The organism is Shinella zoogloeoides, from assembly GCF_033705735.1.
Classification (GTDB): Bacteria; Pseudomonadota; Alphaproteobacteria; order Rhizobiales; family Rhizobiaceae; genus Shinella; species Shinella zoogloeoides_A.
Window position 1 is genome coordinate 882,640 of sequence record NZ_CP131130.1, and the last position, 14,322, is coordinate 896,961.

At 64.3% G+C, this 14,322-nt stretch carries 11 protein-coding genes; 7 read left to right on the forward strand and 4 right to left on the reverse strand.

Annotated features, from left to right (window positions below):
- Positions 1-131: 131 nt before the first annotated feature.
- From mce to ShzoTeo12_RS04325, 5 genes are all read left to right on the forward strand, one after another.
- A complete protein-coding gene (mce, locus tag ShzoTeo12_RS04305) occupies positions 132-536 on the forward strand; it encodes a methylmalonyl-CoA epimerase (protein ID WP_318911381.1) in 405 nt (134 codons plus the stop codon).
- A 77-nt stretch (positions 537-613) separates the two neighbouring features.
- Entirely contained in the window at positions 614-883 is a 270-nt protein-coding gene (locus tag ShzoTeo12_RS04310) for a DUF1467 family protein (RefSeq protein WP_119258695.1), read from the forward strand.
- Positions 884-1,602: 719 nt separating this feature from the next.
- Complete coding sequence (proS, locus tag ShzoTeo12_RS04315; protein ID WP_318911382.1) at positions 1,603-2,931, forward strand: proline--tRNA ligase; 1,329 nt, start codon at positions 1,603-1,605, stop codon at positions 2,929-2,931.
- Positions 2,932-2,958: 27 nt separating this feature from the next.
- Positions 2,959-4,266: a lipoprotein-releasing ABC transporter permease subunit gene (locus tag ShzoTeo12_RS04320; protein ID WP_318911383.1), complete on the forward strand. Its 1,308-nt coding sequence runs from the start codon at positions 2,959-2,961 to the stop codon at positions 4,264-4,266.
- Positions 4,267-4,277: 11 nt separating this feature from the next.
- Entirely contained in the window at positions 4,278-4,964 is a 687-nt protein-coding gene (locus tag ShzoTeo12_RS04325; protein ID WP_318911384.1) for an ABC transporter ATP-binding protein, read from the forward strand.
- Positions 4,965-4,970: 6 nt separating this feature from the next.
- Here ShzoTeo12_RS04325 and ShzoTeo12_RS04330 read toward each other — a convergent pair whose 3' ends face one another.
- Entirely contained in the window at positions 4,971-5,561 is a 591-nt protein-coding gene (locus ShzoTeo12_RS04330; RefSeq protein WP_318911385.1) for a hypothetical protein, read from the reverse strand.
- Between the two features lie 476 nt (positions 5,562-6,037).
- Here ShzoTeo12_RS04330 and dnaE point away from each other — a divergent pair, with 476 nt between their 5' ends.
- Positions 6,038-9,532, forward strand: a complete 3,495-nt coding sequence (gene dnaE / locus ShzoTeo12_RS04335) for a DNA polymerase III subunit alpha (protein WP_318911386.1) — start codon at positions 6,038-6,040, stop codon at positions 9,530-9,532.
- 37 nt (positions 9,533-9,569) lie between these two features.
- Here dnaE and ShzoTeo12_RS04340 read toward each other — a convergent pair whose 3' ends face one another.
- A complete protein-coding gene (locus ShzoTeo12_RS04340) occupies positions 9,570-10,451 on the reverse strand; it encodes a LysR substrate-binding domain-containing protein (RefSeq protein WP_318911387.1) in 882 nt (293 codons plus the stop codon).
- Between the two features lie 117 nt (positions 10,452-10,568).
- Between ShzoTeo12_RS04340 and ShzoTeo12_RS04345 the strand changes: the two genes are divergently transcribed.
- The gene (locus ShzoTeo12_RS04345; protein ID WP_318911388.1) at positions 10,569-11,414 is read left to right on the forward strand and encodes a DMT family transporter; all 846 of its coding nucleotides are present in this window, start codon (positions 10,569-10,571) and stop codon (positions 11,412-11,414) included.
- Between the two features lie 12 nt (positions 11,415-11,426).
- On the opposite strand, the gene ShzoTeo12_RS04350 is transcribed toward ShzoTeo12_RS04345, so the two are convergent.
- Both ShzoTeo12_RS04350 and ShzoTeo12_RS04355 read right to left on the reverse strand, forming a co-directional pair.
- Positions 11,427-12,734, reverse strand: a complete 1,308-nt coding sequence (locus tag ShzoTeo12_RS04350) for a L,D-transpeptidase family protein (RefSeq protein ID WP_318911389.1) — start codon at positions 12,732-12,734, stop codon at positions 11,427-11,429.
- A gap of 132 nt (positions 12,735-12,866) precedes the next feature.
- Positions 12,867-14,213, reverse strand: a complete 1,347-nt coding sequence (locus ShzoTeo12_RS04355) for a DNA polymerase IV (protein ID WP_318911390.1) — start codon at positions 14,211-14,213, stop codon at positions 12,867-12,869.
- Positions 14,214-14,322: the final 109 nt, after the last annotated feature.

Sequence of the window (14,322 nt, forward strand, 5' to 3'; positions counted from 1 at the left end):
CGCCCAGTCTGACGGGAGACGATATGCGGGAAACCGTTGCAACATCCCCTTCTCCCCGTTCGCGGGGAGAAGGTGGCGGCAGCCGGATGAGGGGCTTGCTGCCGACCAATTGCCCCATGGGAGAGACGCGCATGCTCGGAAGGGTCAACCACATCGCCATCGCCGTGCCGGATCTCGCCGCCGCGACCGCGACCTATCGCGACACGCTCGGCGCCACGGTTTCCGCCCCTCAGGCCCTGCCGGAACACGGCGTGACCGTGGTTTTCGTCGAGCTGCCGAATACCAAGGTGGAGCTGCTGGAGCCGCTGGGTGAGGGCTCGCCCATCGCCGCCTTCCTGGAAAAGGCGCCCGTCGGCGGCATGCATCACATCTGCTACGAGGTGGACGACATTCTCGCCGCCCGCGACCGGCTGGTGGCGAGCGGCGCGCGCGTGCTCGGCGACGGCATGCCGAAGACCGGCGCGCATGGCAAGCCGGTGCTGTTCCTCCACCCCAAGGATTTCCTCGGCACGCTGGTCGAGCTGGAAGAGGTGTGACAGCACGTCGCGCCGACCGCCCGTTTGAACTTCTTCGCCGAGAGGCGTAAAAGGGCCGCTGTCACAAGGGACCGACCATGCAGCTGTTTTCCTTCTTCGCCGTCTATTTCGTCGTCTGGTGGATGACGCTCTTCGCCGTCCTGCCCTTCGGTCTGAAGACCCAGGCCGAGGCGAACGAGGTGGTTCCGGGCACGGTGGAAAGCGCTCCCGCCCGGTTCCGCGGCGGCCGTGTCATGCTGCTGAACACCATCGTCTCCGCTATCGTCTACGGCGCCTGGTATATTCTCTCGGTGCGCTTCGGCTATGGCATCGACGCGATCCCGCAATTCTATCCGAGCTACGACTGAGCGGCCGCCACAGGCGTTAACGCGTCGTTAGCAGGCCGGAAGCAAGACATTCCGCCACTGCCGGGATAGGAAGAAAAAGTCTTCCGATTGCCCTTCTTCGGATATTGCCGGGAAATAACCGTCTTACGGGAATGCCCGACCCAGCGTGAAGCGCCTGCGCGCGGTCTTGCCTTACGGTATGTGGGGGAGATCTCCGCAGCGACCGCCGGTGTGCGGCTTTGACGCATGGACCCGGACGGGAAAGCTGTTAGAGGAGAGGCGCCTTCGGGCGAAAAGCAAAAAAAAACAAGGCTGAAAGCCTTGTTTTACAGGTATCGCGTGATCTTTATCCGTTGTGCGGTGGCAGCGTCTACGCGCGCCAAAGATCTGATCCTCCCAAGACTTGACCGCGAAATTGGCGAGAATTTGTACTTCTTGCCTGTTTTGTGGCCTGAAACTAGCCCAAAGCTTGGGCGTTGTCATCCGCTTTTTTGCATTTTTGCTACAGTGGAATAAAATTTTTCCGTTGACAAGGCGCGCGCAATTTCCGTTATTTGCGGCCCCATTTTTTCGCCACATTTCTTTGGGCCGTCCACGACGGTGGACAGTGCTTCGCGCCGATGTCGCCACCCGCCCTGCCGGGTTCCCTTCCTGTGGCGAAGCGTTTATGAACGCATGAAAATCAACGTCATTTTGCCCGATTCCCCGAATAGGGCGGATCAGTCACTCCGGAACCCGATATGCGCCTTTCCCGCTTCTTCCTGCCCATCCTCAAGGAAAACCCCAAGGAAGCCGAGATCGTCTCCCACCGGCTTATGCTGCGTGCGGGCATGATCAAGCAGCAGTCCCAGGGCATCTATACCTGGCTGCCGCTCGGCAAGCGGGTGCTCGACAAGGTCAACGCCATCATCCGCGAGGAGCAGAACCGCTCCGGCGCCGTCGAGCTTTTGATGCCGACGCTGCAGTCGGCCGAGCTCTGGCAGGAAAGCGGCCGCTACGACGCCTATGGCAAGGAGATGCTGCGCATCAAGGACCGCCAGGAGCGTCCGATGCTCTACGGCCCGACCAACGAGGAGATGATCACGGACGTCTTCCGCTCGTTCGTGAAGTCCTACAAGGATCTGCCGCTCAATCTCTACCACATCCAGCTCAAGTTCCGCGACGAGATCCGTCCGCGCTTCGGCACCATGCGCTCGCGCGAGTTCCTGATGAAGGACGCCTATTCCTTCGACCTCAACCGCGAAGGCGCCGTGCATGCCTATAATCGCATGTTCGCGGCCTATCTACGCACCTTCTCGCGCATGGGCCTGCGCGCCATTCCGATGCGCGCCGACACCGGCCCGATCGGCGGCGATCTCAGCCATGAATTCATCATCCTCGCCGATACGGGCGAATCCGAAGTCTTCTGCCACAAGGACTTCCTGAATTTCGACATTCCGGGCGTGGACACCAATTTCGACGACGTCGCGGGCCTGCGCGCCATCTTCGACAAGTGGACCTCGCGCTACGCCGCGACGTCCGAGATGCACGACGCACCCGCCTTCGAGGCGATCCCGGAAGGCGAGCGCCTGTCCGCCCGCGGCATCGAGGTCGGCCATATCTTCTATTTCGGCACGAAGTACTCCGAAACCATGGGCGCCAAGGTGCAGGGTCCCGACGGCAAGGAGCATACCGTGCACATGGGCTCCTACGGCATCGGCCCGACGCGCCTCGTGCCGGCGATCATCGAAGCCTCGCATGACGAGAACGGCATCATCTGGCCGAAGGCCGTCGCGCCTTTCGAGGCCATCGTCATCAACATGAAGTCGGGCGACGAAGCCTGCGATGCGGCCTGCGAAAAGATCTACGGCGCGCTGCTGAACGCCGGCGTCGACGTGCTCTACGACGACAAGGACGAGCGCGCGGGGGCCAAGTTCGCCACCGCAGACCTCATCGGCGCGCCGGTGCAGGTCATTGCCGGCCCGCGCGGCGTGGCGAACGGCGAGGTCGAGATCAAGGATCGCAAGACCGGCGAACGCGAGACGCTGACCATCGAGGCAGCCATCAATCGCCTGACGTCCGGCAATTGATGCGGACCGGCGGCAACGGGAGGTAACATGGCTGACGCAGCGAGCGGCGCGCCCGCAACCGAGGCTCAGGTCTTCAGGAAAAACCGCCCGTTCTCCGCTTTCGAGCGGATGGTCGCCTGGCGCTACCTGCGCTCGCGACGCAAGGAAGCCTTCATCTCGGTGATCGCCGGCTTCTCGTTCATCGGCATCATGCTCGGCGTCGCCACCCTCATCATCGTCATGGCGGTGATGAACGGTTTCCGCACCGAGCTGATTTCGCGCATCCTCGGCATCAACGGCCACATGATCGTCCAGCCGATCGACAGCCCGCTGAACGACTATGCCGCACTGGCCGACCGCTTTTCCGCCGTACCGGGCGTGACGATGGCGATCCCGCTCGTCGAAGGCCAGACGCTGGCCTCCGGCACGGCGGGGGCGGGCACCGGCGCACTGGTGCGCGGCGTGCGCGCCGACGACCTTGCGAAGATGAAGGCCGTCTCCGACCATATCAAGGAAGGCGATCTCGTCGGCTTTGCCGCCGGCAGCGGCGTTGCCATCGGCGCGCGCATGGCCGAGCAGCTCGGCCTCAGCGCCGGCGGCCAGATCACGCTCGTCGCGCCCGAGGGCGACGTCACGCCGCTCGGCGTGAACCCGCGCGTGAAGACCTATACCGTCTCCGCCATCTTCGAGATCGGCATGTCGGAATACGACGCCTCGATCATCTACATGCCGCTGGAGGAAGCGCAGCTCTACTTCAATTCCGAAGGCATCGTGCAGTCGATCGAGCTCTTCGTCTCCAACCCGGATGCCGTCGACCAGCTCCGCCAGCCGCTGGAGGCCGCCGCCGGGCGGCAAATCTTCATCACCGACTGGCGACAGCGCAATCGCACGTTCTTCTCGGCGCTGGAGGTCGAGCGCAACGTCATGTTCATGATCCTGACGCTGATCGTGCTCGTCGCAGCGCTCAACATCATCTCCGGCCTCATCATGCTGGTGAAGGACAAGGGCAGCGACATCGCGATCCTGCGCACCATGGGCGCGACATCCGGCGCCATCATGCGCATCTTCTTCATGACGGGCGCGGCCATCGGCACGGTCGGCACGTTTGCCGGCGTCCTGCTCGGCGTCGTCGTCTGCCTCAATGTCGAATCCATCCGCCAGTTCTTCTCGTGGATTTCGGGCACGACGCTGTTCAACCCGGAACTCTATTTCCTCAGCCAGCTTCCGGCCGACATGAATGCCGGCGAGACCGTTTCGGTCGTCGTCATGGCGCTGGCGCTCTCGTTCCTCGCGACGATCTTCCCCGCCTGGCGCGCCTCGAAGCTCGATCCGGTCCAGGCCCTTCGGTACGAATAGGAACAGAACGCATGAATGCGCGCGTGGCTTTGGAACTCAAGGGCATCGAACGGCACTACGGCCAGGGCGAGACCGTGCTGACCATCCTCAAGGGGGCGGACTTCACGCTGCGGAGCGGCGAGACGGTCGCGCTCGTTGCCCCGTCGGGCACCGGCAAATCGACCCTGCTCCACATCGCCGGCCTTCTCGAAAGGCCCGATGTGGGCGAGGTCCTCGTCAACGGCCATTCCTGCGCCGAGCTTTCCGACGACCAGCGCACCGCGATCCGCCGAGGCGAGATCGGCTTCGTCTACCAGTTCCACCATCTGCTGCCGGAATTCACGGCGCTCGAGAACATCATGATGCCGCAGTTGATAGGCGGCCTCTCCAAGGCGGAGGCGCGCGAGCGCGCCGCCCAACTTCTCGACTACATGCGCATCGGTCATCGCGCCGACCATCGCCCGTCCGAGCTTTCCGGCGGTGAGCAGCAGCGCGTGGCCATCGCAAGGGCCGTCGCCAATGCCCCGCTCGTCCTTCTCGCCGACGAGCCGACCGGCAACCTCGACCCGGAGACCGCCGGCTATGTCTTCGAGGCGCTGGAAGCGCTCGCCCGCCAGTCGGGCCTCGCTGCGCTGATCGCCACCCACAATCACGAGCTGGCCGGCCTCATGGACCGCCGCGTGACGATCGAGGACGGCCTCGTGCGCGAACTGGCCTGACGGCTATCAGTCCAGCCCGCAGATCGAACGGCCGATCTCGTCCTTCCAGTCCTTCAAAAGCACGAACTGCGCCTTCCCGGCCACCGGCTGGCCATTGCTCTTGCCCTTGCCGGTCAGGACGTTGAGATCGCATTCGTTCGTGCTGTTCTCCGCGCCTTCCTCCGCGATCGTGTCGTAGGAGGAGAAGGTGTAGCCGGCGACGATGAAGTCGAAATTACGATAGGCAATGGTGAGCGACTGGCGCCAGCGGTCGCGGCCGACCGCGTCGTTCTTCGTCGTCAGCGTGAAGGAGCCGTTGGCAAGCGCCGTCAGCTCCGGCTCCTGACCGTAAAGGGTCAAGTTGCCCCAGACGGAATTGGGTAGCGACAGGACCGGCGTCAGGCGCCCCTCCGTCTTCTTTGCGAGCCAGACATAAAGCCCGTTGTCGTCGCCGCCGTCGTCTCCGGGCGTCGCCACCACGGCAAGATCCGGCGCACCATCCTTGTCCCAGTCGCCGCTCGCCATGGCGATGATACGACCAGCCGGAAAGTCCGCGGCCGCAGCGGCGGCGGGCAGTGTGACCGAGAGAAGTAGGGCGGCAATCCAGGGTTTCATCATGTTTCCTCCATTCGTGGAGGCGACCATAAAGCACGCCGCGAAAGCATGCAGCCGATTTGCGCTCGCCCTACGGGAGAAATCAACAGGAAGTCGCCGCCGTCGGCCGACGTCTGACAGAGCTTTGAAACCCTCTCTTTCGCCATGCGCCGGCTGGGTCCTGGCATTCACAGATTCCCTCGGCCGGAAGGTTTTTCCGGGTGCCTGTGGAAAACTGGTTGACGCATGAACAAAAATAGAACAAACTAAAAACATAAAGGGAAAGGAAGCCAAAATGACCGATTTTCTTCGTGATCTTGCTGCATTCGCCTCCATGGCAATGTTCGTCGCCAGCTTCTCCGTCATTCTTTTCGGCATCTGACGGCGGGCCTTCCGCCATGTGCGCCCGGCGTGGAAACCGGGTGCAAAGCCAAGAACCGTCTGGACGAGGCGGGGTCGAATCCGCTTAAGCTTCCCGTCTGACTGAAAGGACGATTGCGATGGCGGACGAGGCACCCAGAACGGACGACGGGAAGATCGCGGAGACGCCGCAATTCGTGCATCTGCGCGTGCATTCGGCCTTCTCGCTGCTGGAAGGCGCCCTGCCGATCAAGAAGATCATCGGCAAGGCAACTTCAGATCAGCAACCGGCGATCGCCATCACCGACACGAACAATCTCTTCGCCGCACTCGAATTCTCGCAGAAGGCGGTCGGCGAGGGTATCCAGCCGCTGATCGGCTGCCAGCTCTCCATCGACATGGAAGACGAAGGCGAGGGGGAACGGCGCGGCCCGCAGGCGCATCTCCAGAAGCTGCCGTCCATCGTGGTGCTGGCGGCGAGCGATGCCGGTTATGCGCGGCTCGTCGACCTCGTCAGCCGCGCCTATCTCGGCGGTGAGGGCAACCAGGCGATCCACATCGCCTATCGCTGGCTGGAAGAGGGGGCGGAGGGGCTGATCGCCCTTACCGGGGCGCGGGGCGGCCCGATCGACATGGCTTACCTCGCCGGCCAGCCGGCTGTCGCAGAAGCCCGTCTCGATGCGCTGAAGCGCGTCTTCGGCGGCCGGCTCTATATCGAGTTGCAGCGCCACGGGCGCTACGACAGGCAGCACGAGCGGCGCATGGTCGAGCTTGCCTATGCGCGGGACGTGCCGCTGGTGGCGACCAACGAGCCCTTCTTCCCGGCGCCTGACGACTACGATGCCCACGATGCGCTCATGGCCGTGGCGCACAACGCCATGGTGTCGGACGACAACCGCTTTCGCCTGTCGCCGGACCATTACCTCAAGAGCCGCAAGGACATGGCGGCGCTCTTCGCCGACCTGCCGGAAGCGCTGGAGAACACGGTGGAGATCGCCCGGCGCTGCTCCTTCGTGCTGAAGACGCGCGGGCCGATCCTGCCGCGCTTCACCGGCGCGACGGCGGACCCGGAGGAGGCCGAACGCGCCGAGGCGGCGGAACTGCGCCGGCAGGCCGTGGAAGGTCTGGAGAGCCGCATGGCGCTGCTCGGCCTGACGCCCGGCTATAGCGAGGAGGATTATCGCGAGCGGCTGGATTTCGAGCTCGGCGTCATCGAGCGCATGAAGTTCCCCGGCTACTTCCTCATCGTTGCCGACTTCATCAAATGGGCCAAGCAGCACAATATCCCCGTCGGGCCGGGCCGCGGCTCCGGCGCGGGCTCGCTCGTCGCCTATGCGCTGACCATCACCGACGTCGATCCCCTGCGCTTCTCGCTGCTCTTCGAGCGCTTCCTTAATCCGGAACGCGTCTCGATGCCCGACTTCGACATCGACTTCTGCCAGGACCGCCGCGAAGAGGTGATCCGTTACGTGCAGCAGAAATACGGGCGCGAGCAGGTGGCGCAGATCATCACCTTCGGTTCGCTCCAGGCCCGCGCGGCGCTGCGCGACGTCGGCCGCGTGCTCGAAATGCCCTATGGTCAGGTCGACAAGATCTGCAAGCTCGTGCCGAACAATCCGGCCAATCCGACGCCGCTCTACAAGGCGATCGAGGAGGAGCCGAAGCTGCAGGAGGAGGCCGAGAAGGAGCCGGTCGTCGCGCGCCTGCTCGACATCGCCCAGAAGATCGAGGGCCTTTACCGCCACGCCTCGACCCACGCCGCCGGCATCGTGATCGGCGACCGGCCGCTGTCGCAGCTGGTGCCGATGTACCGCGATCCGCGCTCCGACATGCCGGTCACCCAGTTCAACATGAAATGGGTGGAGCAGGCCGGCCTCGTGAAGTTCGACTTCCTCGGCCTCAAGACGCTGACCGTCCTCAAGACCGCCGTCGATTTCATCCGCAAGCGTAACATCGAGGTGAAGCTGGAAAGCCTGCCGCTCGACGATCCGCCGACCTACGAGATGCTCTCGCGCGGCGAGACGGTCGGCGTGTTCCAGGTGGAAAGCGCGGGCATGCGCAAGGCGCTGATCGGCATGCGGCCGGACTGCATCGAGGACATCATCGCTCTGGTGGCGCTCTACCGCCCCGGCCCGATGGAGAACATCCCGGTCTACAACGCCCGCAAGCACGGCGAGGAGGAGATCGAATCGATCCATCCGATGATCGACCATCTGCTGAAGGAAACGCAGGGCGTCATCGTCTACCAGGAACAGGTGATGCAGATCGCCCAGGTCCTTTCCGGCTACTCGCTCGGCGAGGCCGACCTCCTGCGCCGCGCCATGGGCAAGAAGATCAAGGAGGAGATGGACAAGCAGCGCGCCCGCTTCGTCGACGGTGCGGTGAAGAACGGCGTTTCCAAGCCGCAATCCGACCTGATCTTCGACCTGCTCGCCAAGTTCGCCAACTACGGCTTCAACAAGTCGCACGCCGCCGCCTACGCCATCGTCTCCTACCAGACGGCCTATCTGAAGGCGCATTACCCGGTCGAGTTCCTCGCCGCGTCGATGACCTACGATATGTCCAACACGGACAAGCTGAATGACTTTAGGCAGGATGCCGGGCGGCTCGGTATCGAGGTGGTCCCGCCCTCCGTCCAGACGTCCTTCGCCCATTTCGAGACCGGCGAGAGCCGCATCTATTATGCGCTCGCCGCCATCAAGGGCGTGGGCGAGGCGGCCGTGCAGCACATCGTCGAGGTGCGGGGCGACGCGCCCTTCCGGAGCCTTGAGGATTTCTGCGAGCGCATCGATCCGAAATTCGTCAATCGCCGCGTCTTCGAAAGCCTGATCGTCGCCGGCGCCTTCGACTGCTTCGGCCATGACCGCGCCGCCATGATCGCCGGCCTCGACCGCCTGCTCGGCGCCGCCCAGCGCGCGCAGGAGAACAAGACGAGCGGGCAGGGCGACATTTTCGGCATGGGGGCGGCGACCGGGCCGGAGGTCATCACGCTGCCCTCCTATACGCCCTGGCTCGCCTCTGAGAAGCTGCACCGCGAATTCCAGGTGCTCGGCTTCTACCTCTCCGCCCATCCGCTCGACACCTATGCGCCGATCCTCGCCAAGATGCGCGTGCAGACCTTCGGCGATTTCTCCGCCGCGGTGAAGCGCGGCGCTACCGCCGGCCGGCTCGCGGGAACGGTGACGTCGAAGCAGGAGCGCAAGACGCGCACCGGCAACAAGATGGGCATCGTCGCCTTCTCCGATTCCTCCGGCCAGTTCGAGGCGGTGCTGTTCTCCGAAATGCTGAACCAGTATCGCGACCTGCTGGAGGCCGGCAAGTCGCTGGTCATGACGGTGCAGGCGGAAGAGCGGCCGGAAGGCATCGGCCTGCGCATCCAGACCCTGCGCTCGCTGGAGGAGGAATCGCTCCAGACCCAGAAGGCGCTGCGCGTCTATGTCCGCGACAGCGGCCCACTGCGCTCCATCGCCGCCCACCTCAACACCAAGGGCGACGGCCTCGTCTCCTTCATCGTCATCAAGGAAAGCGGCCAGCGCGAGATCGAGGTGGAGCTTAACGAACGCTTCCGCATCTCTCCCGAAATCGCCGCAGCCATGCGCTCGACGCCGGGCGTGCTGGACGTGGAACTCGTTTAAGGAGCGCCTCGGCGGAACCGGCGGCGTTTCGCCTGCCTTATGACAGGGCGCGGCGAAGAAAGTCGTTCAGGCGTTCCACCGCCGGGCTGCGTGATCGCGGGTTTCGCAGGATGCTGATTTCCAGCTCGTCGAGACGCGGCAAGCCCTCGTTGGCTCCGATAATGCGCAGGGAAGGCGGCACGCTGCACAGGGCCAGACCGGCGATGGCAAGGCCGGCCTGCACGACCGCGACAAGGCCCATCAGGCTGGCGCTCGAATAGGTGCACCGGTAGGTGCGGTCTCCTTCGGCGAGGGCTTTGAGGACGTTGATCCGCGCGGTGCAGCCGGGTTCGAACAGCGCGACAGGGAGCGGGTCGTCGTCCCAGGCGATGTGGGATGGAGAGGCGACCCAGACGAAGGGCTCCCGCCTCAGGACCTCGACGGGCTGCTCCGCTAGGCGTGTGACGATGGCAAGGTCTATGCGCGCGTCCTCTATCGCCTTCGTCAATGCGGTCGTGGGCTCGCACACGAGCTCGACCGTGACCCGCGGATGCTCCGCCGCAAACTGGGCCAGCACCGGCGGCAGCAGGAAGGCCGCGTAGTCGTCCGGAACACCCAGCCGGACACGGCCGCTCTCTTCCGGCCGCGTGACGCTTGCCCATGCCTCATCCGACAGCTTCAGGAGCCGCCGGGCATGGACCAGGAAATCCGATCCGGCCGCATTGGGAGTGACGGCCTTCGGACCGCGGATCAGAAGCTGCTTGCCGACGGCCTGTTCCAGCCGCTGCATCTGCATGCTCACGGCCGACTGGCTGCGCCCGATCCGCGGAGCGGCATTGGAGAAGCTGCCCGTTTCGACAACGGCAACGAAGGTTCGCAGCAGATCGATATCCAGAGGGTTTGTCATGGCGCTATCAGAATAACGAATAGGGTTCTCCAAATCTATTCGTTTGATTGAATTGTGCCAAGCCGCAATATGACCTCTCAACGTGTTTGAGAGGTCAGCATGGAAAGAACATCCGACACACGTTTGCCCGCCGCAAAGCTCGTGGCCGCGATGGCGATCGTCGGCACGGTCGGGGCATTTGCGGTCGAGGCCGGACTGGACCCGGTAACGACGGTTTTCTGGCGGTGCGCCTTCGGTACCGTCTTTCTCGGTGCATGGTGCCTGATACGTGGCTATCTGCCGGCCCGCGACCTTTCGTCGGCCCGGCTGGCGCTGGCTGCGCTCGGCGGTGTTTGCATGGTCCTGAGCTGGATCGCGTTCTTTGCCGGATTCGCGATGACATCGATCGCCACGACGACGATCGTCTACCATATCCAGCCCTTCTTCGTGGTCCTGATCGGCGTGCTGTTCCTCAAGGAGCGGATCACGCTCGATCAGGTCGTCTGGATGGTCGGTGCGTTTATCGGCGTCGTTCTCGCCAGCGGTCTTGTCGTCTCCTCCGGCGCGGTCGACACGACATGGGTGGTCGGGATCGCGCTGACGCTTGGCGCCGCGCTGCTTTATGCGATCGCGACCATTCTCGCGAAAGGCCTCGGGCAGCAACGCCCGGAGGTGACGGCCTTGTGCCAGACCGTTGTCGGCACCATCCTGCTTGCCCCGTTTGCCGATATCTTCCGTTCCATTCCGACAGCGTCCTGGGGATGGCTTCTCGGCATCGGCATCCTGCACACGGGCATTGCCTATGTGCTCATGTATTCGGCCTATCCGAAGCTGTCGACGCCGGTCATCGGCGTGCTGACCTTCATCTATCCGCTGGTCGCGATTCTCATCGACTGGATCGTCTATGGCCACCCGCTCGGGATCGCGCAGGCGCTCGGCATGGTTCTGATCGCCCTCGGGACGCTCGGTGTACGGCTTGGCTGGCGCTTTCCAACCGGCAGAACCTTGCCGGCTTGAGGTCCGGCCCGTTCAGTTGACGACCGTGATCGAGGACTTCTTCTTTTTCTTCTTCTTGCCCTGCACGACTGCGGCATCCGCCTTCTGCACCTTGCGGGTCACGGTGATGAAGTCCGTGCCGTTGCCGGTTTCCGGGCCGAGGCCGGTGTCGGAGATGGAGAGCGACGCGCCTTCGCTGACGAGGCGGGAGATGTGGTTGCGCGTCTCTTCCGGAATATCGAGCCGGTCGAGCGTCCTCGCGATGGCGTCCGGTGCTTCGGCGTCGGCCTCGGTGGTGATGCGGAGGCGCTTCATGGTGGCCTTCGGGAGCTGGTTGTCCATGCTCACGCCGTACCATTCGGCCGTGCCCTTGTCGGCATCGACGTCGCGGGCGAGCAGGAAGTGCGTGCCGAGCGCGATCTCCGGTTCGCGGATGGTGATCGGCTCCTCGATGAGCGGCGTGAATTTCTGGCGCACGAGGATCTGGCCGTTCGGCGGCGTGCCCTTGCCGGCTTTCGCATAGACGGCGGCGAGGAGTTCCGGCGTCACCATGCCGTCCTCCTTGAGCCCTTCGGCGAGCTGGAAGGCGCGGATGGCGACGACCGTCTGCTTGCCGTGGCGCCCGTCGGGCACGCCGGCATCGTAGCCGAGGTCCGTCAGCATTCGCTGGAGGTCGAGCAGCATCTCACGCTCCCCGCGGCGGGTGACGAGGATGCGGATCGGGTCCTGTTCGGTGCGCTCCACGGCCGGGGTGAGGATTTCCGGCTTCGGATCGGTCATCGCCACCTCGACGCTCTTGTCGCCGGCCTCGATGAGCGCGGGGCGCAGGCCCGCATCGGAAAGCAGCGGCGTGTCGGGCACGACGACGGAGGGCCGGAAGAGCGCATCGTGCACGATGCGCTGCGGCGCGACCTCGCCGTCGGTGATCAGCACGTGGCCGCCGCGCCGCGTGACGGAAAACAGCGTCTTGGCGAAATCGTTCGGCAGGCGCACGCAGCCATGCGAGGCGGGGTAGGACGGCACGCTGTTGGATGCATGCAGCGCGATGCCCGACCAGGTGAGCCGCTGCATGAAGGGCATCGGCGCGCTGTCGTAGATATTGGAGAAATGCGAGCGCTTCTTTTCGAGGATCGAGAAGATGCCGGTCGGCGTCCCGTGGCCGGCCTTGCCGGTGGAGACGCGCGAGGTGGCCACCACCACGCCGCCGTCATAGATCTTCAGCTCCTGGCGGTCCTTCGACACCATGATCTGGAGCGGCCCTTCCAGCGTTCCGCCGAGCACGGTGGTGCAGCTCAGCATCAGGCCCAGAATGCTCATGCCAGTGGCGAGGCGAAACTTCATGTAACCCATCCGTACGCAATACAAACCGGTGGCAAGCCTAGGACATCGGGCTTAAGGAAGGCTTGATGCACCCGCGCGGTCGGCACGATCCGTGCCATCCCGATGCAGGGAAGGACGCGGGCCGGCGGGGTTTTATTCGCCGGGATCGCCGGTTTTCCCCGACGTCTTGACAGTCAACTTTCCGTGAAAGCGCTCCGGGCCGTTCTTGCCGAACGTATAGCCGGTCTCCACGCTCGCCTTGCCGAACTTGTCGCGCAGCGTGTTCATCGCGGCTTCCGCCGCCGCGCGGCGCGTTGCGGCGGGATCGACGAGATCGGGCGGATCGGCGCGGCCGGGATCGGCAAGATCGCTCACGCCGATGCCGATCAGGCGGTATTTCGTGCCGTCCGCTTCCTTGCGCAGGAGCTCCATGCCGGTGCGGAAGATCCGGTCGGCGAGCATGGTCGGGTCTTCGAGCTTGCGGTTGCGCGTGCGGCTCTTGAAGTCCGCCGTCTTCAGCTTGAGCACGACGGTGTGGCCGGCAATGCCGGACTTGCGCAGCCGCGTGGCGACCTTCTCGCTCAGCCGGCGCAGATGCGCGGTGAGTTCGTCATAGCGCGAGATGTCGTCGAAGAAGGTCGTCTCGGCCGAAACGCTCTTGGCGGGGTCGTTGGGATGCACCTCGCGGTCGTCCTGCCCGCGCGACAGGTGGAAGAGCCGCTTGCCCATGACGCCGTAGCGGCGCATCAGGTCGGTTTCCTCCATCGTCTGGAGCTGGCCGACGCTGCGGATGCCGTCGCGCTCCAGCGTCTCGGCAAAGGCCTTGCCGACGCCCCAGATCAGCCGCACCGGCTTGTCGCGCAGGAAATCCAGCGCTTCGGCCGCGCCGATGATGGAAAAGCCGCGCGGCTTGTTGAGGTCCGAGGCGACCTTGGCGAGGAACTTGCAGTAGGAAAGCCCGACGGAAATGGTGATGCCGATCTCCTTCTCCACGCGCTGGGTGAAGCGCGCCAGCACGCGGGCAGGGGGATCGTGGTGCAGCCGCTCGGTGCCCTTCAGCTCCAGGAACGCCTCGTCGATGGAGATCGGCTGCACGAGCGGTGTCAGCTCCTGCATCATCGCGCGCACTTCGCGGCCGACCTTGACGTATTTTTCCATGTCCGGCTTGATGACGACGGCGTCCGGGCAGGCTTCCAGTGCCTTGAACATCGGCATGGCCGAGCGCACGCCATGGATGCGCGCGATGTAGCAGGCCGTGGAGACGACGCCGCGCTTGCCGCCGCCGATGATCACCGGCTTGTCGGCGAGCTCCGGATTATCGCGCTTCTCGATTGCCGCATAGAAGGCGTCGCAGTCGATATGGGCGAGCGTCAGGTCGTAGAGCTCGCCGTGATAGAGGAGGCGGGGGCTGCCGCAGGCCCGGCATCGGCGCAGGCCCGCAGGCTGCCCGGCAAGGCAGTCGCGGCAGAAGCCCGGAAAACGCATGTCGGCGGTGCTCATGATCTGGAACAAATATTGAACATCGCGACATTACCGCCTAAATTCGCGAGTCTCAACGGGAAGAAGGGCTGAACGCATGACGATGCACAGGCATGCGCAGGATGGCCCG